We start from the raw sequence: 19,646 nt of genomic DNA on the forward strand, positions 1-19,646 counted from the left end.
CATTAGTGCGACAAAATCGCTATTTTCGCGCGGTTTAAATGCGATTCTGTCGGTAAATTTTGCCGCCAGTCGCACTCTGTCGTGTAGAGCAGCGTCAAGTACGTGCTTTAAAATTCTATGCCGAGCCGCGCTAAAAATTCCGTGTCTAAGCCGTATGCGTTCCCAGCTCGCATATGCCGCAAGACGCTCCGCAAAATTTACCTGCCCGTAGTAAATATTTGGCATGCGGGCAGAATTTTGCGCGCAGCGCCGCACGTTTTGCTTTAAATTTAGCGCGGGGGCTCTAAAATTTTAAATTTACCGCCTTCGCGCTGTGTTTATCGCAAGATCTGTGCCGATCACCAAACTTATATCCGCAGAGCAAATCTCGCGCCGAAATAAAATTTCATCTAGCTCGCAAAATACGTGGCGCGTAAAATTTCATCACTTGTTTTTCTGAAAGTATGCGTCCACGCCGTTTGCGATGCCTTGGGCAATGCGATCTTGATAGGCGCTTTTGCCTAAATTTTTACCTTCCTGTGGGTGCGTGATGTAGCCCATCTCCACGAGCACCGCGGGCATCGTAGCGCCCACCAGCACCCAAAATGGCGCCTCGCGTACGCCCCCATCTCTGCTTGAGAAGCTCTTTTTGACCGAGCTTAGCATATAGCTTTGAATGTCGATGGCAAGCTTGTTTGAGGAGATTATCTTCTCGCGGTTTAAGAAATTTAGGAAGGTCTGCTTCGAGAAGGTGTTCATATCCTCCAAATCGCCCCTGTTTTCGAGCGCGGCGGCGTTTTTACTGCGCTCGCTTCTAGCCGGGCTTAAGAAAAAGGTTTCCACGCCGCTCATTTTAAGTGCTGAGCTAGCGTTAGGAGCGGCATTTGCGTGGATAGAGATAAACATATCGGCGTTTTTTTTAGCGGCGAAAGCGGTACGCGACCTTAAATTTATAAACACGTCGGTGCTGCGCGTATAAAGCACCTTGTATCCGCGCTTGGTAAGCAGCGCGCCGAGCTTTTTGGATGTGGCCAGCACGACGTTTTTTTCCTTCAGCCCGTTTCCGACCGCACCCGAATCGCTACCGCCGTGGCCCGGATCGATTACGATGAGTTTGCCCTTAGTGGATTTGTAAATTTTACCGGCGGCCACGGAGACCGATTTGGCGCCTTGAGATTCATCTATCGTGCTGATTTGCGGCTCGCTATCTTGCTCGCGTCCGCGCTTGCGCCCTGATTTTTGATCCTTGTTTTTTTCTGTGCGCGCGGATTTTGCGGCTTTTAAGCCTTCAGCCGTACTTAAAATCATCATATTGTCATTAATTTCTACGTTTGCGTTGAATTCTTTCGGATCACTAAGCACGACGCGCACGGTCTTGTCGTTGTATTGCGAGACGCGTACATCGCTAACAAAGCTATCTTTAAGCCGCGTTTTTTGCGACTTTTGCCGCGCGCTAAAATCAATCACGAAGCGAAAATTATCGCTACTTGCGATCGTAAAATCTTTATAATCGCCGCGCTTTAGATCGCGGTTAAACTCAAGCACGATCTCGTTTTTATCGCCGCGCAGCGATGCTAAAGCGAGTTTGGCATCGGGGGCGGATTTTTTTATACTGCTTTTGCGAAGCTCAGAATCTAATCGTTCGGTCGCAGCGCTATCCGCGGAATTCTGCGCTTGTAAGGAGTCATCGGCTTCTGCGAGATTTTCGCTTGAGTCGCTACTATGCGCATCGTCTGTTGAATTTTTTGCGTCGTCCGCGCCGCGGGGCCTAGTGGAGCGTAAGAATTCCAAATCCTCACTAGATAGCGAGCTTAGATCGGCTTCTTCTGGCGCGCGCGCCTTTTTGAGATTTTTGGAAGTGGAATTTTTTGAATTCTTAGAATTTTTAGAGGCGGAGGCTTTGGGGTTATGCGCTAAATTTGAAGCATTTTTCTCGTCCGAACTTTTTGAATTTTTTGCATTTTCATCTTTGAGCTTTTTAGAATTCGTGCTGCTATCGCTTGCTTTGCCTTGTAATTTGGCTAGTGCAGATTCATAAGGCGAGGAATCAAGTCCTAAATTTTTCGAGCTATAAACCAATCTCTTTAGCGCTTTGATGCGGACCTCTTTATCGGACGCGCTTTGGTAGAGCGATTTTAGCTCCTTGTGCAGCGAGCGCTTGTAATTTGGCGTCGCTACGATGAAATCCTTGTCGAATTTCGCAAAAAACGCCTCGCTGGAAGCTCCAAACGCCAATACGCAGCTAAAAGCTGCGATTAGAAAAATTTTAACTATCTTCGCCATTTACAAGTTTTTCTATCAATTCCTTCACGGATATTATCTCGTTTAATCGCCATCCGTTTGCGCCGGTAAAAAACAGACCGCTTTGCGTTTTGCCCAGATACGCGTCGCTTAGGCGGTCGGCGATGCAGTATCCTACGGCGTTAGCGCCTTTGCCGCGCTCGCAGGGGCTTACGCAGTTGCTGATACAGCGGATCTTAGGCGCGCTGCCCGCGGCGATCATATCTTGCAAATTAGTATGAATTCCGCGCGCGGGATAGCCTACGGGCGATTTTAGAAGCTCGATATCTTCTTTTTTGGCGTTAAGAAGCGCCTGCTTAAATTCCTCCGCGGCGTCGCATTCAAAGGTGCCGATGAAGCGCGTACCCATCTGCACGCCATCCGCGCCCAAAGACTTCACGCGATCGATGTCGGTTTTATCCCAAATTCCGCCTGCGACAAATAGCGGGAAGCTGCCCCATTGCGCAATTTCCGCTTTTACTTGCGGGATTAGATTATCCAGCGCAAACGCCGGATCGCCGCACTGCTCGTAGGTAAAACCCTGATGCCCGCCGCTAAGAGGACCCTCCAGCACTACGGCATCCGGAATGCGGTTATAGCGCTGCTTCCAGCGCTTGGCGATGATCTTAAGAGCCTTGGCGGAGGAGACGATGGGCACGAGCGCGACGTCCGGGAAATCTGCCGTAAATTCCGGCAGATTGGTAGGAAGGCCCGCGCCGCTTATGATGATGTCGATACCTGCTTCGCACGTGTCGCGCACGATGCGCTCGTAGTCGTTCGCCGCGCACATTACGTTCATCCCCAAAGGCGCATCGCCGCAAATTTTACGGGCGTTTTGCACGATGGCAAAAAGCGCCTCTTTGCTATAAAAATTCTCGCTTTGATATGGTCTGCCATCGAGCGATTTTTTGGCAAATTTAAGATTTTCGTAGTAGCCGGTGCCGACCGAGCTAATGACGCCTAGACAGCCGTTTAGGCTGACATTGCCGGCTAGCTTGTCCCAGCTGATACCAAGTCCCATGCCGCCTTGAATTATCGGGTGTGCAATCTCGTGTTTGCCTATTTTTATACTCATTAATCCACCTTTAATTTAGCGAATTTTTTCTTTCCTACTTGGAGTGTATATTCGCCCGAGCTAAGCTGAAGCTGCTCATCTAAAATTTTATTTTGATCGATGCTGACGGCGTTTGATTTTATCAATCTGCGCGCATCCGAGCTGGATACCGCGAGCTTGCAGCTGATGAGCGCCTTTACGATCCATGCAGGCGAGCTTACGTGATATTCCTTGATCTCGCTAGGAAGCTCGCCGGCGCCGTGGACGCGGTCAAATTCCTGCTTAGCCTCAAAGGCGGTGTTTTCGTCATAAAATTGCGTGACGATCTCGGAGGCAAGCTCCTCTTTAACCGCCTTAGGATGGATCGAGCCATCCGCCACAAAGCCTTTTATTAGCTCAATATCTTCGCTGCTTTTTTGGCTTAGTAGATTATACCAATCCCACATTAACGCATCGCTGATACTCATCACCTTGCCGTACATATCATGAGGCGTATCGGTTACGCCGATGTAGTTGCCTAAGCTCTTGCTCATCTTATTCGCGCCGTCGGTACCTACCAAAAGCGGCATCATCACGACACTTTGTTCTTTGCCGACATCATAAATTCTTTGCAGCTGGCGACCCATTAAAAGATTAAATTTCTGATCGGTGCCGCCGAATTCTATATCGCATTTCATGCAAACGCTGTCGTATCCTTGCAGCAGCGGATACATAAACTCGCTGATGCTGATCGGCTGCTCGGCCTTGTAGCGCTTCTCGAAGTCGTCGCGCTCGAGCATCCTGGCAACATTAAAAGTGCTTGATAGCTCGATCATACCGCTAGCACCCAGGCGGTTGGTCCATTCGGAGTTAAACATCACCTTGGTTTTGGCGGGATTTAAAATTTTAAAGACCTGCTGCTCGTAGGTTTTGGCGTTTTGAAGCACGACTTCGCGCGCTAGCTTTTTACGCGTCTCGCTCTTGCCCGTAGGATCGCCGATTTGAGCGGTAAAATCGCCGATTAGAAACTGCACGATCGCGCCGTGGTTTTGTAAAAATGCAAGTTTATTTAGAACGACGGCGTGTCCTAGGTGCAGATCTGCAGCAGTGGGATCCATGCCGATTTTGACGTAAAAGACTTCGCCGCTGTCGTAATAGCGCCTAATCAGCGCCTCGATCTGCTCTTCGCCGATGATCTCCGCGACGCCGCGCTTGAAATTTTCCATAATGCCTTGAATGTCAGCCATTTGCTCTCCCTTATTTAGTTTTTATATACGTCCGTAAGTGATACGAAATCCACGATTTTAAAGCGGTTTTTGAGTTTGTCTTTAATCTCCGTGGAGTCTAAATTTTCGTTCAGCTCGATGATGATCTCAAAATAATCCGACGTCGTTTCGCTATTTTCGTTGAGGCTTATCGACACTAGATCGACCTCGAGCTTGACTAAATAGTTCAAAAACGTCGCCAGCGAGCCGCGCTTGTTTTCTAAATTTAATATGATCTTGTAGCGGTGCGGCGCATTGCGCGTCCATTTTACGAAGATCATCTCATCGGTTTTGATTAGCTCGCTTGCGCGTTCGCACAGCTTATGATGCACCGTCACGCCGTGTCCGTTGCGAAAGCCGATGATGTCGTCACCGCGCTTTGGGTTGCAGCAGTAATCAAACTCGACCTCGTCGATTTTAAAATTTGAATACACCACGATGTTGTCAAATTTTTGCTTCTCGATCTCATACTTGCTGCGAAATTTCATATTGAAAAATTTCTCTTTGAGCGGGTATTTTTTCAGCGCGTTTACGACGTCTTTTAAAAATACCGAGTCGTAGGCAGCTTTGCCGATCTTTTTGCTTAAATTTTCTTTTTCAAGCCAGCTTAGAATGCTCTCCTTGCTCGTCGTAAAGATCGCGCATAAAATTTTAATCGCTACTTCAAAATTTATATCTCTGATCTTTTGCTTGCAAAATGCCTTTATCGTCGCGCGCGCCTTGCCCGTTTTGACCGAGCTTAGCCAGCTGCAGCGGTAGTGTGGCTCGCTTCCGGTGATGATATGAACGATATCTCCGTTTTTAAGCTCCGTAAGAAGCGGCACTTTGACGCGATTTATAAAGGCCTCGGTTGCTTTTAAGCCCACTTGAGAGTGTATCTCGTAGGCGTAATCAAGCGCCGTAGCACCGCGCGGCAATGTAAAAATTCCGCCTTTCGGCGAGTACACGGCGATATCTTCTACGTAGAGGCTGTCTTTAGCATATTCGTAAAGATCCTCGGCGTTGGCGTCGTCCTCTTCCTGCATGCCGATGTCGTTTAGCCAATCAAGCTTCGGATTGATCGAGCCGCTATATTTATACTTCCAGTGTGCGGCGACGCCGAATTCTGCGGTGTTATGCATATCGAAGGTGCGGATCTGTACCTCTACGATCATACTTTCGTTAAAAACGGTCGTATGGATCGTCTGATATCCGTTTTGCTTCGGAAGCGCGATATAATCCTTAAAGCGCGATATGAGCGGATTAAATTTAGTATGGATGATGCCAAGAGCCAAGTAGCAATCCATCGGCTTTTGCACGATGATGCGTATAGCTAAAAGATCAAGCACCTCCTCGATCGAAATTCCTTTGCGTTGCATCTTTAAAAAGATCGAGTAGTAGTGTTTCATCCGCTTTTGGATCTCAAAGCTTCCCTCACTAAAGCCGTTTGAAAGCATATACTCCTTGATCTTTTCGCTAAATTTGCTCAAGCTCATCTGAAGTTGCTGCTTATGCTCCTCGACGTAATCGGCGATCGCCGAATACTCTTTAGGCATGACGTATTTGAAGCTAAGATCTTCAAGCACGTTTTTGATTGATGAAATTCCAAGCCTGTGCGCGATCGGCGCGTAAACCAAAAGCGTCTCCTCGCCGATACGTTTTTGTTTATCTGGGCGAAGTGCGTCTAGGGTTAGCATATTGTGTAGCCTGTCGCAGAGCTTGACTACCAAAACGCGCTGATCGTTAATGGAGATCATCAGCATCCTGCGGAAGGTAAGTGCGGTGGTGCGAAGCTTGGCGTTACTATCGCCGGATGGGGCTAATTTATCCTCCCTGATGTTGACGATTTTAGTAAGCCCTTCTACGATTTTGGCTACTTCGTCGCCGAATCTTTGTCTAACCTGCTCGATGCTGTAATCTGTATCCTCTACTACGTCGTGTAGTAGCGCAGATATCACCATCGCGTCGTCTCCACCCATAAAAGATACGAAGCAAGCTACCAAAATCGGATGGATCGCATACGGCTCGCCGCTTTTGCGAAACTGCCCGTCGTGCTGAGCGATGCATAAATTTATAGCATCCACCAGTAACGGAGTGGGCTCTTTTAGATTATAAAGCAGCTGCTTGGCGCTTTGAATGTCTTTGGTATCGACGACATCGTCGATGAGACTTTCTAGGAAGTTATCATTAATCCTTGTCAACGATTCCATCTAATGCGATCTTACCTTCGGCTAGTTCCAAGATTGCTATATCGGCAAATTTCATCCTGCGAGTATCTACGTTCTCTATCAGCGGCGGTTCGCCCGCAGCTAGCTGCTCGGCGCGTTTGCTTATCATCAAAGATAGCTTATATCGGTCTCCGCCCGTTACTTTTAAGGCCTTGGCTACTATTTGTTCGGTTCTCATCAATTCTCCTTAAATTTAAAATTTCAGTTTTTTACGATCGAGCAGGAGCTTAGATCTCCGCCATCGACGATTTTGTATAAATTTCCGCTCTTAAACATATTGCATACGATGATCGGGAGCGCATTATCTTTGGCAAGCGCGATAGCCGTATCATCCATCACCCTGATGTTGTCGTGCAGGGCTTGATCGTAAGTGACTTTGGAAAGCAATTTGGCGTCTTTAAATTTTTGCGGATCCTTGTCGTAGATCCCCATTACCTTGGTGGCTTTTATGATAGCGTCGGCTCCGATCTCGATCGCGCGGAGAGTACCCGCAGTATCGGTCGTAAAGAAAGGATTTCCGGTGCCCGCGGCAAAGATCACGACGCGACCTTTTTCGAGGTGCCTTTTAGCGCGGCCGATGATGAAGGTCTCGCAGATCGCTTCCATCTTTATCGCGCTTTGCACGCGCACATCCATGCCTGCGTATTCTAGCGCCTCTCTCATCGCGATTGCGTTGATGACGGTCGCTAGCATACCCATATGATCTCCGCTGGTGCGTTTGATGATACCGCTAGCTGCGGCGCTTACGCCTCTTATGATGTTGCCGCCGCCGATTACGATGCCTACTTCAATGCCGCACTCTACGAGCTGTTTGATCTCTTTAGCGATAAATTTTAAAATTTCGCTGTCGATCCCAAAGCCGTTCTCTCCCGCTAGCGCTTCACCCGAAAATTTTACGAGTATGCGATTGTATTTAGCCATAAATTTAGCTCCTAATAAAATTTTAAAATATTACCCAAAAGTCGTTTAAAAATAACTTTTTAGGCTATTTTAGATGATCTTTAAGGCGGTTTATCCAGATCTTCTTCGGAGCGATTATCTCGCTAGCGCTGCCGTTTACGGCGTGATAGATCAATGTACCGTGTAAGCTCGCGTAGTAGCGGATTATGAGGCGCTGCAAATAGGGCTCGTAGCTCGGCACGAACCAGCCGTTGTTGCTGATCGCTACGACGTATTTGGGCGAGCCCTCGTAAAGCTCTGCGCGCGTAGCCTCGTAGCAAACGGCGCTTCTTACGCTTCGCCCGCCAAGCTCGTAGTCGCTAAAACCGCTAGCTGTGGAAAAATCGGTCGCACCGCCTAACAGCACGCGGTTGATAAAATTTCGCGCAAATTCCGGCAGTGGCACCATTTCGCCAAACGGTACTAAAATGTGCTTATCGAAGCGCTTCATTTCCCCGTTCGCAAAAAGATAGGCGCTGTTGTAAAATTTCCCGTTCTCATACGCTTCCGCGCCCGCTATGATAGTAATTGCGCGCGATTTTTCCTTTAGGGCTTCAACTAATACGTTTTCTAAATTTAGCGGCATCGCAAAGGCGCTTTCGGGCAGTATTATCGCGTCTTGTCCCTCTGCGATCGCATCATCAATCCGAGCCAAATTTGCCAACGCGGCGGATAAAATTTTATCCTTCGCCCAGATGTCATGCTGCGAAATGTCGGTGTTTGCGAGAAAAATTTTAATCGGTAGCGGCTCGGGCTCTTTTTGGCTGAATTGCAGCGCGCAGATCAAAAATACCGCAAAGATCGTGGCATTAAGCTTAGCCCGGGCGCCGCGCCTATGTAGATACAAAACCGCGCAAAGCCCCGCTAAAATCAGAGCCAGCGCGCTAAGATCGGCTCTGAAAATTCCATGGCTTAGCAGTAGTTCAAAATTTAGCCAGTCAAAGCCGAAAGGATGGATAAATTTTAGAATCAAAAGGCACACGGCGCGCAAAACCGGCGCGTCAAAGATCGCAAAGATGCGAAAAATAAAGGCATAAACGAGGCAAATTCCAAGAATTTCAAGCGGGATCAAAAACGCAAGATCGAAATAGATCAGACTGAAGCTGATCCAGTGCATCCACAGCGCGCCGATAAAAAATCCGCACCAAAACCACTCCGCCTTGCTTGCTTTTAGTAGATAAAAAAGTGCTGCTATCGCAATTAGAGGCGAGAAAAATTCCGCCGCCAAAGCAGCCAAGCCGTCAAATTTAGAGCTTAAAATTTCTACGAAAATAAAATTTGAAAGCGCAAGGGCAAGAACAAAGCCTTTATTTATGTAACTTAATGTAAAATAGCTACTTTTTAAATTTCTAATGAAGGAAACACATGGAACAAGGAAATTTCTTTGCATCAATCCTGCCTATCGTCGTAATCTTTGCGATTATGTATTTTTTGATTATCAGACCGCAGCAAAAGCAGGCCAAGGATCATAAAGCGATGGTCGATGCGCTCGGCAAAGGCGATAAGATCATAACTAGCGGTGGCATAAAATGCACGGTCGTGAAAACAAACAATGATTTTATCACAGTTAAGCTTAACGATGAGGTCATGGTTGAGCTGGATAAACAATTCGTAGCAAGAAAATTAGATGAGCAGTAAAATTTCATATCGCCTGCTGATCTTTTTAGCTGCGGTAATTTTTTCGGCGATTTTTGCCGCGCCTTCGATCTTTCAGACCGAAAAGGGAAGCAAGATAAACTTGGGTCTAGATCTGCAAGGCGGGCTTCACATGCTGCTTGAGGTTCAAAGCGACGAGGCGGTCGTTTCAAAGATCAAATCGATCGCTGCGAGCGTCAATTACGCCGCCAAGCGCGATGATCTGCTGATGGACGGGCTAAAATTGGAAGGCGATTCGTTCGAGTTTGAAATTTTAGACGCGGACGAGGCCTCTAAATTTGATGCGATTTTGCATAGCGCCGCAAGCGGATTAGACATTCAAAAATCGGGCGAAAAATACCGAGTCACGCTAACACCTGAGGAGGTCGAAGCGACTAAAAAATACGCGATCGAACAGGCCGTAGAAACTATCCGCAACCGCTTGGATCAATTCGGACTTGCGGAGCCAACGGTAGCAAAGCAGGGCGAGAGCTATATTTTGGTTGAGCTTCCGGGCGTCAAAAGTGCAGCGGATGAGCAACGCGCCAAGGATCTGATCGCTAAAGCGGCTCACTTGCAGCTTATGGCAGTGGACGATGTGCGCCAAGACCGCGCGCAGACTATCAGCGCAGCGGATGCCAGAGCTTACGGCGACGTGATCTACCCGGACGTTAAAAATCCGAATTACAAGTATCTCATAAACGAAATTCCGGTGCTTGATGGCGCGATGCTAGTTGATGCGAAGGTCGCTTTCGATCAACACACTAATCAGCCGATCATAAATTTTACGCTGAATTCCCAAGGTGCTCAAATTTTTGGCGATTTTACTGGCAAAAACGTCGGTAAGCGTCTAGCTATCGTGCTTGATGGCAAGGTTTACTCCGCGCCGCGCATAAACGAGCGTATCGGCGGCGGCAGCGGTCAGATCAGCGGCGGATTTAGCGTCGAGGAGGCGCATGACGTAGCGATTGCGCTTAGAAGCGGTGCGCTTTTGGCTCCTGTTAAAGTCTCAGAGACACGCAGCATCGGTCCTAGCCTAGGACAGGATAGCATCGATAAAAGTATGGCAGCGCTTAGTCTTGCGGCGGTTGCGATTTTAATCTTTATGATTTTATATTATGGCGTAGCGGGGCTTTTTGCTGACATCGCGCTTGTAGTAAATATTTTATTTCTAATCGCTTGTATGGCGCTTTTTGGTGCAACGTTAACGCTTCCTGGAATGGCTGGAATCGTACTAACTATCGGAATGGCGGTAGATGCGAACGTCATCATTAACGAGCGCGTTAGAGAAGTTCTAAGGACGGGAGTTTCAATCCGCCAAAGTATAAATAAAGGCTATGAAAACGCGATGAGCGCGATCGTGGATTCAAATATCACTACGCTAATTACTTCCGCTGCGCTTTATGCTTACGGCACGGGTCCGGTGAAGGGCTTTGCCGTCACGATGAGCATCGGTATCGTAGCGTCGATGATAACGGCGATTTTGGGCACTCATGGAATGTTTGAGTTAGTAATGGATAAGATGGAAAAGAGCAAAAATACCGCGCTTTGGCTCGGTTATAAAGTAAGAGGAGGCGCAAATGCAAGTGTTCGATAAGGGCAAAATTTATGATTTTATGAAATTTAGATATTTTACCTTTACGCTTTCTGCAGTTTTGATAATAGGCTCTATTGCGCTGTTTTTCATTAAAGGTGTCAGCTACGGCATCGATTTTAGCGGTGGTACACTCATTCAGGTTAAATATGACGCTAAAGCGCCGCTTGATGAGATCAGAAAGCGCTTCGAAGCGGCAAATTTAGGCAATATCAACGTTACGGAATTCGGCAGCGATCAAGAGGTCACGATTAGATATTCAGGCGCTGCGAGCGAACTGGGCGATAATCCTGCTTTAGCGGCGCAAAAAATTTTGCAAGGCAGTGGAAACTTTGACATTCGCAAAGTCGATATCGTAGGTCCTAAAGTTGGCGAGGAGCTTCGCACAAACGGAATTTTAGCGGTATGTGTGTCGTTTGCGCTCATTTTGGTTTATATCACCCTGCGGTTTGAATGGAGATTTGCGGTCGCCGCAGTGCTATCGGATCTGCACGACGTCGTAGTTGCCGTAGGTGCGATGATTTTAGCCGGCGTAGATTTCAACCTTGAAATTTTAGCCGCACTGCTAACTATAATGGGCTACTCGCTAAACGATACCATCGTTGTTTTCGATAGAATTCGAGAGGGTGTAAAAGATAGTAAATCGATTAAGCTTGACGAGGTTATAAATGAATCAATCTCTCACACGCTATCGCGCACGCTGCTTACTTCGCTTACGACTCTCATCGTCATCGTGATTTTATTCGTTTGGGGCGGAGAGATGATCCACGGCTTTAGCTTCGTGATGCTAATAGGTGTCATAGCAGGAACTTTCAGCTCCGTATTTGTAGCTGCTCCGATGCTGATTTTGTTTAAATTTAACGTTGAAAAGTACCGCGCGTTTTTAGCTGAAAAACAGCGCCGTATCAAAGAGAAAGAAAAAAACCGAGCCATGTATGAAAAAGGCACGGTGTAAGGATAAAAGATGAACTGGGGAAGGGTAATTTACATATTTTTTGCGCTGATGAGTATGACTACGATAGGCGGGTTTTTGTATGAGAAGAATGAAATTTTACTTTTCATAGCAACCAGCGTGAATGCGGTCTCGACGCTTTTGAAGGTAGGCGTGCGAAATATGCTAGCAGCTGAGCTTTTTGCAAGCTCGCTCGTCGCGGATCTGCATCTCATACCGGCGTTCGTTTTGATTGTAGTAGCGCCGGGAGATCTATCGATCGTGACCTCGCTTGCCATCGGTGCGCTACTTGCAAACTTTTTCTCGCTAATTTTAATAGCGATCGAATCGGCAAAAACTAAAGACGAATTCTAGGAGCGCAGAATGCCTTACGATAGTAAAAGTATTGAGCTTAAATGGCAGAAAATTTGGGACGAAGAGGGAGTTTTCGAGCCTAAGGACGATTATAGCCTGCCTAAAAAATATATCCTTTCGATGTTTCCCTACCCAAGCGGTCGCATCCACATGGGGCACGTGCGAAACTACAGCATCGGCGACGCGCTGAGCCGCTATTATAGACTACGCGGATACAACGTGCTTCAGCCGATCGGCTTTGATAGCTTCGGCATGCCTGCAGAAAATGCAGCGATCAAACACGGCATTCACCCTAAAACTTGGACTTACGAAAATATCGATTATATGAAAAAGGAGCTGCACCGCCTAGGCTTTAGCTTTTCGGCTCGTCGTATGCTTGCTACCTCCGATCCGCTTTATACGCGCTGGGAGCAGGAATTTTTCATCAAACTTTTTGAAAAAGGGCTTATCTATAGAAAAAGCGCCGTGGTCAATTGGTGCGAGCACGATCAGACGGTGCTTGCCAACGAGCAGGTCGAGGAGGGCAGGTGTTGGCGCTGCGGCAACGAGGTCGTGCAAAAGCAGATGCCTGGCTACTACCTAAAAATCACCGCTTATGCGCAGGAGCTTTTGGACTGCCTAAAACAGCTTGAGGGCAAGTGGCCCGCTCAGGTGCTTACGATGCAGGAAAACTGGATCGGGCGCAGCGAGGGTTTGGAATTTAGCTTTAAATTTGACGAGCAAAGTAGCGCCAAGCTTGGCGGCATCGAGGGTTTTAAGGTTTTTACGACGCGCCCCGATACGATCTACGGCATGAGCTACGCGGCGGTCGCGCCGGAGCACGAGGTCGTAAAGAGACTTTTGGATAATAATTTACTTGACGCCGAAGCTGCGGCGAAGGTGAGAGAAATTTTAAATCAAAGCCCGCGCGAGCGCCAAGCAAGTGATAAAGACGGCGTGAGCCTCGGAATCAGCGTACTTCATCCACTAAGCGGCAAAAAGATCCCTGTTTGGATCGCAAATTTCGTCCTGGCAGAATACGGCGGCGGCGCGGTTATGGCTGTGCCTGCGCACGATGAAAGAGACTTTGAGTTTGCAAAGAAATTTAACCTGCCGATCATTCAAAGCATCGCTCCAAAAAGCGGCGATTACGACGCTAGCAAAGCTTACGTGGAGAGCGGAGTTTTGGTAAATTCCGCGGAATTTAGCGGCATGGATAGCGAGAAGGCAAAAAGCGCCGTCATCTCAAAATTTGAGGAGTTAAAGCTCGGGCGCCGCGTGGTAAATTTTAAATTGCGCGATTGGGGAGTGAGCCGCCAGCGCTACTGGGGCGCACCGATTCCGATGATCCACTGCCCAAAATGCGGACTGGTAAGCGAGGAAATTTCAAATCTGCCCGTAGAGCTTCCACAGGATATTAAGATCACGGGCAAAGGCAATCCACTCGATACGCATCCTAGCTGGAAGTTTTGCAAATGCCCTAAATGCGGCGGCGACGGGGTACGCGAGACCGATACGCTCGATACATTTTTTGAAAGCTCGTGGTATTTCGCGCGCTACGCAAGCGACGAGCGGACGTGGCAGCAGCGGGCGTTTGACGAGCAAAGCGTGAATTACTGGATGAACGTCGATCAGTATATCGGCGGCATCGAGCACGCGATTTTGCACCTTTTATATGCAAGGTTTTTCCAAAAGGCTCTTCGCGACATAGGCTATCTGCGCGATAGTGAGCCGTTTGAGCGGCTGCTAACCCAGGGCATGGTGCTAAAAGATGGCGCAAAGATGAGTAAAAGCAAGGGCAATACCGTCGATCCCGATGATATCATCGAGACCTACGGCGCCGATACGGCGAGACTTTTTATACTTTTTGCCGCGCCTCCTCAAAAAGAGCTTGAGTGGAACGACAGCGCGGTAGAGGGCGCGTATAAATTTCTTGGTCGCCTCTACGATCGCGCCGAAAACGCCTATGCTACGGATAAAATTCCGCAGATCGACCACGCCGCTTTAAATAAAGAGGAAAAATACGCCCGCCTCAAAGTTTACGAGGCGCTCAAGAAATCGCAGCAGGTTTATGAGAGCAGTTTTGCTTTTAATACCCTAATAGCCGCGTGTATGGAGGCGCTAAACGCGCTAAACGCGCAGAGTAACAAAGACGTATTCACCGAGGGCTACTTCGTGATTTTAAACCTGCTCGAGCCTATCGTGCCGCACATCTGCGCCGAGCTTAGCGAGCGGCTGTTTAAGAGGCGGAATTTCGGCGAGCTACGAGTTTGCGAAGAGGTATTCGAAAGCGATACGATCAAGCTTGCCGTCACGATTAACGGCAAAAAGCGTGCTGAGTTCGAAGTGGGCGCGAGCCTAAGCGAGGGCGAAATTTTAAGCCTTGCGAAGCAGAACTGTGCCAAATGGCTAGAGGGCAAGAGCGTCGTAAAAGAAATTTACGTCAAAAACAAGCTCGTAAATTTTGTGATAAAGTAGGCAAAGATGAGAAAAGCTTTAACCGTTTTTTGTTTGATTTTTTTGATCGGCTGCGGCTACAAGCCCGTTTCAAGGATTGCAAAAGAGACGATGAGCGGAAGCGTATTTGTGGACGTTATGATGAGCAAGACAGATCCGCAAAACACCGTCGCGATCAAAGACGCGATCAGGCAGGGCATAGTCCAGCGCCTAGGGATGAGCCTTTCGGATAAAAACTCGGCGCAGACGATCGTAGTAGCGAGCATAAAAAGCCTAAGCTTTAGCGAGCTTTCATACGATCAGTTCGGCTACGTCACTAGCTATCGTGCGAATCTCATCGTAAATTTCAGCACCAAGCTTAAAAACGGCGAGGTTTTCAGCAAGGATTGCGTGGGCGATTACGATTTTAAAGTTAGCCGCCTAGTCAAAAATAGCTACGATACGAGCTCGATCATTAGCGATAAGGACCGCTACAAGGCGATCGAAAATGCCTCCGCGCAGGCGTTTGACGAGTTTATTTCGGCGCTTGCGATTAGGGGATTCAGACTTGAGCGGGCGCAGCATTAAAGAATTTTTGCAAAATCGCCCGATTTATTACAAAAAAATCGACTATGAGCGCTTCCCGCGGGCATATGCCGCTATTAAAGATAAAATTCCGCTTAAAAACGTCATTCAGATCATCGGCACAAACGGCAAGGGCAGCACCGGGCGATTTTTGGCTAACGCGATCGCCGCAGCGGGCTTTAGTGTCGGGCACTACACCAGTCCGCACATTTTTAGGCTCAATGAGCGCATCTATCTAGGCGGACGCATCGCGCAAATCCCACTTTTTGCGTTAAATTCTGACTCTTCAAATTTTAAAAACGAGCAAAATTCTGCTTTGGCGTCAAATTCTACGGAAAGACAAAATTCCGAAAAAATGCAAAATTTTAAATCTCAGCTAAGATCAAATTCCAAATCCACTCAAAGCTCGCCTCCCATTTCGCTAGGGCGCGATGCTACGGATGAGGAGCTTGATTTCGCGCATGAGTTTTTGCAAGAGAGCTTGCCCACGAAGTTTAAAGATAGCCTGTCATATTTCGAGTATCTCACGCTTGCGGCGGCAGTGCTTTTTAGGGATTGCGATTACTGCGTGATCGAGGCTGGGATGGGCGGCGAGTTTGACGCTACGTCGAGCTTCGGGCGCACGCTGTCGCTTTTTACACCGATCGGCACCGATCATTTGGGCATGCTAGGACAAAATCTAGAGCAGATCGCCCACACCAAGCTCATTACGATGGATAAGGAGGCGATTTTAAGCGATGAGATGAGCGAGGTTCCGCTTCATATCGCGCAGCAAATCGCAGAGCAAAAAGGAACTCATTTGAGGTTTGCAGCAGAGCTTTTAAGCAAGAGCGAGCAAGCGCAGATCGCGGAGTTTTACGCGCACAATAATCTGCCTAAATTTCAAATTTCAAATTTAGCCCTAGCGCTTGCCGCGATGAAATTTTTAAATTTGAAATTTGAAATTTCACAGCTGCCGCCTCTAAATTTACGCGGCAGGATGGAAGTTTTGGCGCCAAATTTACGCGTGGATGTCGGGCACAACGAGCTTGCGGCACAGCAAGTAGCCCGCGAAATTACCGAAATCTACGGGGGCAGAAAGATCGTGCTGATTTACAACGCTTTTGCCGATAAAGACGTAGCCGCGGTGCTGCGGACTTTGGCGCCCGTGGTAGAGCGCGTGGAGATCTTTAACTACGAGGTTGCGGATCGCGAAATGGCAGCAGAGGCGATAACCCGCGCGCTTGACGCGCTTAAAATTCCGCATTCGCCATTTCGCGGCGAGCTTAGAGAGGACGAGGAGTATTTGGTTTTCGGCTCGTTTCATTTGGTAGAAAATTTCATTTTATGGCTTGAGGCGCGCCGTGGCTAAAACTAAACTTACCCTAAGCGATCACTTTGGCACCAAGACGCTGTATTTTGGCGAAAATTTTAGATTTCAACTTAAAATTTTATCCGCGTTTTTCGTAATTTTTCTGCTCGTTTTGTTTTTTGCGATCTTTAAACTCGCTAGCGACCGCTCAAATTTAAAGGAGCTAAACAAAACCCTCTACGCCGAAAATCTCGCGCTTAAAGAGCAAAATATCGCACTTGAGGGCAAAAACGAGGAGGTACTTGCTAAGCTGGACGGACGCGAAGACGATGGGGGCGGGCTGGATAGTGATATCCAGGTAATGCTTGCGATGAATGAGATGAAAAAGGAGCGTAAAAAGGGCTCCGGCGCGCACATTGCAGCTAGCGAAAAAACGGCGAGCGCGATTCTTAGCGCTGTGCCTAACGGACTTCCGATGCAGTATCGCGGCGTTACTAGCTCTTTTGGGATGCGCACTCATCCAATCAGCGGCGTTATGAGGATGCACCACGGCATCGACTTGCGAGCGAGTGAGGGCACTCCGGTGTTTGCGACGGCAGAGGGCTTCGTGCAGTTTGCAGGCGGTAGCGGCAGCGGATATGGAATTTTAGTGATTCTATCGCACAATTACGGCTTTGAAACCCGCTACGGACACCTTAGCTCCGTGGTCGTAACGCCGGGCTCTTGGGTTAAAAAGGGCGATCTCATCGGCTATAGCGGCAACACCGGCTACAGCACCGGTCCGCACCTGCATTACGAAGTTAGGTTTTTGGCTCAAAGTGTTGATCCTGCAAATTTTATGAGCTGGAACGCGCAGAATTTCAAAAATATCTCGACCTTGGAACCTAATGTTTCGTGGCAGGAGATCGCAAACGTCGTGCAGCACCAGATCGAAAGGTTTAAATAATGCAAGCCGAGGTTTACGAATACTTTTTGCAAAACCAAAAAGAGCTTTTGATCTGCGAGGACGATAAAGAGGCCGCGGCGTGCGAACAGGTGCTAAAATTTATGGGATACGCGGCCTTTTGCCTGCCCGATTTTAGAGCTAGCTTCGGCGAGGATCTTCGCAGCTATATGGGCGAGCTTGCGGGCATCAGCACCGCTCTTAGCGCGTTTTACAAAGCAAGCGGCAAAAAAATTTTAATCTCGCCGGTTCGCACGATCCTAAATAAGCTCCCCGCCGCAAGCCATCTGCGCCCGTTAAATATAAAATTTGGTGATGAGTTAAACTTAAGCGAGCTGAAAGAGGAAATTTTGCGCCTTGGATACGACGTGCGCGACATCGTCGAAAGCATGGGCGATGTGAGCTTCCGTGGCGAGATCATCGATATTTTTTCGGTAGGAAGCGAAAGCGCGGTTAGAATTCTACTCGACGGCGAGACGGTCGAGAGCATCAGGCGATTTGACGTCGCTACGCAAAAAAGCGAAAAAGATGAACTTGCGCAAGCAGAGATAGCGCCGTTTTTGGCAAATTTAAGCGAGGACGAGTTTGAGAGCGTGAGCGAAAAGATATCGCGCGCAGATAGCGACGCGCTAGCGCGCGATCTGGGCTCGCTCGGGTTTTGGTTTATCGAGGGCTTCGTCGATTACGTGAGCGCGTTTGATTGCGTCTTGCTGCATGAGATCAAAAAGGATGAAATTTTTTCTGAGCGCAATTTGGATTTTTTAGACGCGATCGAGGTACTGCCCGCGGCGCGTAAATTTAAAGACCTCGCCGTGACGCCGTCGCAGGAATTTTTTGAATTTCACCGCAGCGAGACTATCACGCTGATCGCGCGAAACGACGCTCTGCTCGCACCGTTTGATCTTAGCGGATTTAGCAATATCGAAATTTTACGCGAGGATTTCGTCGTAAATTTAATAAGCGCCGAGCGGATCATCCTTTCGCTAAACAAAGCGGCACCTAAAAAGCGCGTGCGAAGATCGAGCCTAGCTCTGGATGAGCTAAACGTGGGCGATTTTGTCGTTCACGAAGATCACGGTATCGCTAAATTTAACGGGCTTGAGCTCATCGAGGTGATGGGGCGCAGTAAGGAGTTCGTATCCCTGCTCTACGAGGGCGGCGACAAACTGCTGCTGCCGGTCGAGTATCTAAATAAAATCGATCGCTACGTAGCAAGCGGCGGTGCGGTGAGCTTGGATCATCTGGGCAGGGCGAGCTTTTCAAAAATCAAGGAGCGAGTGCGCGAAAAGCTCTTTGCGATCGCTTCAAAGATCATCGCGCTGGCGGCCAAGCGCGAGCTGGTGCGGGGGCTCGTCATCAAAAACGAAAGCGCGGATTATGCGAAATTTTTAAGCGCGAGCGGCTTTAGCTACACGAGCGATCAGCAAAAGGCGGTGAGCGCGATTTTGGCGGATCTGCAAAGCGGCAAGGTGATGGATCGCCTACTTAGCGGCGACGTGGGCTTTGGAAAGACCGAGGTTGCGATGAATGCGATCTTTGCTTGCATCCGAAGTGGGCATTCGGTGCTGTTTTTCGTGCCTACGACGCTGCTTAGCTCGCAGCATTACGCCACGCTTAGCGAGCGCTTTAGGGAGTTTGAAATTCCTGTTTTCAAGCTCGATCGCTTCAGTAGCGCGAGGCAAAAGAGCGAAATTCTAAAGCGCTTGCAAAGTGGCGAGGCGATCGTCGTGGTCGGCACGCACTCACTTTTAAATTTAAATCCCGCAAATTTAGGGCTTATAATCATCGATGAGGAGCATAAATTCGGCGTTAAGCAAAAGGAGCGGCTCAAAGAGAAAAGCGCCGCCTCGCACCTGCTTAGTATGTCCGCGACGCCGATACCGCGCAGCCTAAATATGGCGCTAAGCTCGATTAAAAGCTACTCCACGCTGCTTAGCCCGCCGCAGGACCGCCTCGACGTGCGCACCTTCGTCAAGCAGTGGGACGAAAAGATCATAAAAGAGGCGATCACGCGCGAGCTGCGACGCGGCGGGCAGATTTTTTACGTCCACAACCACATCGCGACGATGCAAAGCGCCAAAAAGAAGCTGCTTGAAATTTTGCCGAGCCTTAAAATTTTAATTCTACACTCCAAGATTGATGCTAAGACGACGGAGGATGAAATTTTAAAATTT

16 protein-coding genes are annotated in these 19,646 nt (G+C 48.4%); 9 read left to right on the top strand and 7 right to left on the bottom strand.

From position 1 onward, the window contains the following. Nucleotides 1-423: 423 nt before the first annotated feature. The 7 genes from Q0460_RS07070 to Q0460_RS07100 form a co-directional block, all read right to left on the bottom strand. On the bottom strand, nt 424-2,262 hold the full coding sequence (locus Q0460_RS07070; protein ID WP_299086113.1) for an N-acetylmuramoyl-L-alanine amidase: 1,839 nt from the start codon (nt 2,260-2,262) through the stop codon (nt 424-426). Continuing rightward, a complete protein-coding gene (locus Q0460_RS07075; RefSeq protein WP_299086114.1) occupies nt 2,246-3,334 on the bottom strand; it encodes a nitronate monooxygenase in 1,089 nt (362 codons plus the stop codon). The genes Q0460_RS07070 and Q0460_RS07075 overlap by 17 nt, the downstream gene beginning before the upstream one ends. Continuing rightward, nucleotides 3,334-4,539, bottom strand: a complete 1,206-nt coding sequence (tyrS, locus tag Q0460_RS07080) for a tyrosine--tRNA ligase (RefSeq protein WP_298061144.1) — start codon at nt 4,537-4,539, stop codon at nt 3,334-3,336. Before tyrS ends, Q0460_RS07075 begins: the two co-directional genes overlap by 1 nt. Nucleotides 4,540-4,553: 14 nt before the next feature. Then, nucleotides 4,554-6,746 carry a RelA/SpoT family protein gene (locus Q0460_RS07085; RefSeq protein ID WP_297961523.1) on the bottom strand — a complete coding sequence of 731 codons (2,193 nt, stop codon included), beginning with the start codon at nt 6,744-6,746 and terminating at the stop codon, nt 4,554-4,556. Next, nucleotides 6,724-6,942 carry a DNA-directed RNA polymerase subunit omega gene (locus Q0460_RS07090; RefSeq protein WP_291935955.1) on the bottom strand — a complete coding sequence of 73 codons (219 nt, stop codon included), beginning with the start codon at nt 6,940-6,942 and terminating at the stop codon, nt 6,724-6,726. Before Q0460_RS07090 ends, Q0460_RS07085 begins: the two co-directional genes overlap by 23 nt. A gap of 23 nt (nt 6,943-6,965) precedes the next feature. Beyond that, nucleotides 6,966-7,685 (bottom strand): UMP kinase, encoded by a 720-nt coding sequence (gene pyrH / locus Q0460_RS07095; RefSeq protein WP_299086115.1) that lies wholly within the window; start codon nt 7,683-7,685, stop codon nt 6,966-6,968. Nucleotides 7,686-7,749: 64 nt separating this feature from the next. Then, nucleotides 7,750-9,093, bottom strand: a complete 1,344-nt coding sequence (locus Q0460_RS07100; RefSeq protein ID WP_299086116.1) for an apolipoprotein N-acyltransferase — start codon at nt 9,091-9,093, stop codon at nt 7,750-7,752. Here Q0460_RS07100 and yajC point away from each other — a divergent pair. From yajC to Q0460_RS07150, 9 genes are all read left to right on the top strand, one after another. Further along, complete coding sequence (yajC, locus tag Q0460_RS07105) at nt 9,069-9,341, top strand: preprotein translocase subunit YajC (RefSeq protein ID WP_005872282.1); 273 nt, start codon at nt 9,069-9,071, stop codon at nt 9,339-9,341. The genes Q0460_RS07100 and yajC overlap by 25 nt on opposite strands. Then, complete coding sequence (gene secD, locus Q0460_RS07110; RefSeq protein WP_291935968.1) at nt 9,331-10,935, top strand: protein translocase subunit SecD; 1,605 nt, start codon at nt 9,331-9,333, stop codon at nt 10,933-10,935. Before yajC ends, secD begins: the two co-directional genes overlap by 11 nt. Then, the gene (secF, locus tag Q0460_RS07115) at nt 10,919-11,887 is read left to right on the top strand and encodes a protein translocase subunit SecF (protein ID WP_299086117.1); all 969 of its coding nucleotides are present in this window, start codon (nt 10,919-10,921) and stop codon (nt 11,885-11,887) included. The genes secD and secF overlap by 17 nt, the downstream gene beginning before the upstream one ends. A gap of 9 nt (nt 11,888-11,896) precedes the next feature. Continuing rightward, the gene (locus tag Q0460_RS07120) at nt 11,897-12,238 is read left to right on the top strand and encodes a DUF6394 family protein (protein ID WP_005872279.1); all 342 of its coding nucleotides are present in this window, start codon (nt 11,897-11,899) and stop codon (nt 12,236-12,238) included. Between the two features lie 9 nt (nt 12,239-12,247). Then, nucleotides 12,248-14,695, top strand: a complete 2,448-nt coding sequence (leuS, locus tag Q0460_RS07125; protein WP_299086118.1) for a leucine--tRNA ligase — start codon at nt 12,248-12,250, stop codon at nt 14,693-14,695. Between the two features lie 6 nt (nt 14,696-14,701). Continuing rightward, entirely contained in the window at nt 14,702-15,241 is a 540-nt protein-coding gene (gene lptE, locus Q0460_RS07130; RefSeq protein ID WP_005872277.1) for an LPS assembly lipoprotein LptE, read from the top strand. Next, nucleotides 15,222-16,589, top strand: coding sequence for a bifunctional folylpolyglutamate synthase/dihydrofolate synthase (locus tag Q0460_RS07140; RefSeq protein WP_367178673.1), 1,368 nt, complete (start codon nt 15,222-15,224; stop codon nt 16,587-16,589). Before lptE ends, Q0460_RS07140 begins: the two co-directional genes overlap by 20 nt. Then, nucleotides 16,582-17,475 (top strand): M23 family metallopeptidase, encoded by an 894-nt coding sequence (locus Q0460_RS07145; RefSeq protein ID WP_299086119.1) that lies wholly within the window; start codon nt 16,582-16,584, stop codon nt 17,473-17,475. Before Q0460_RS07140 ends, Q0460_RS07145 begins: the two co-directional genes overlap by 8 nt. Next, nucleotides 17,475-19,646: DEAD/DEAH box helicase (locus Q0460_RS07150; protein ID WP_299086120.1), on the top strand; the 2,172-nt coding region annotated here is incomplete at its 3' end. The genes Q0460_RS07145 and Q0460_RS07150, both read left to right, overlap by 1 nt.

Origin of the sequence: uncultured Campylobacter sp. (assembly GCF_937980635.1) — a bacterium.
Taxonomy (GTDB): Bacteria; Campylobacterota; Campylobacteria; order Campylobacterales; family Campylobacteraceae; genus Campylobacter_B.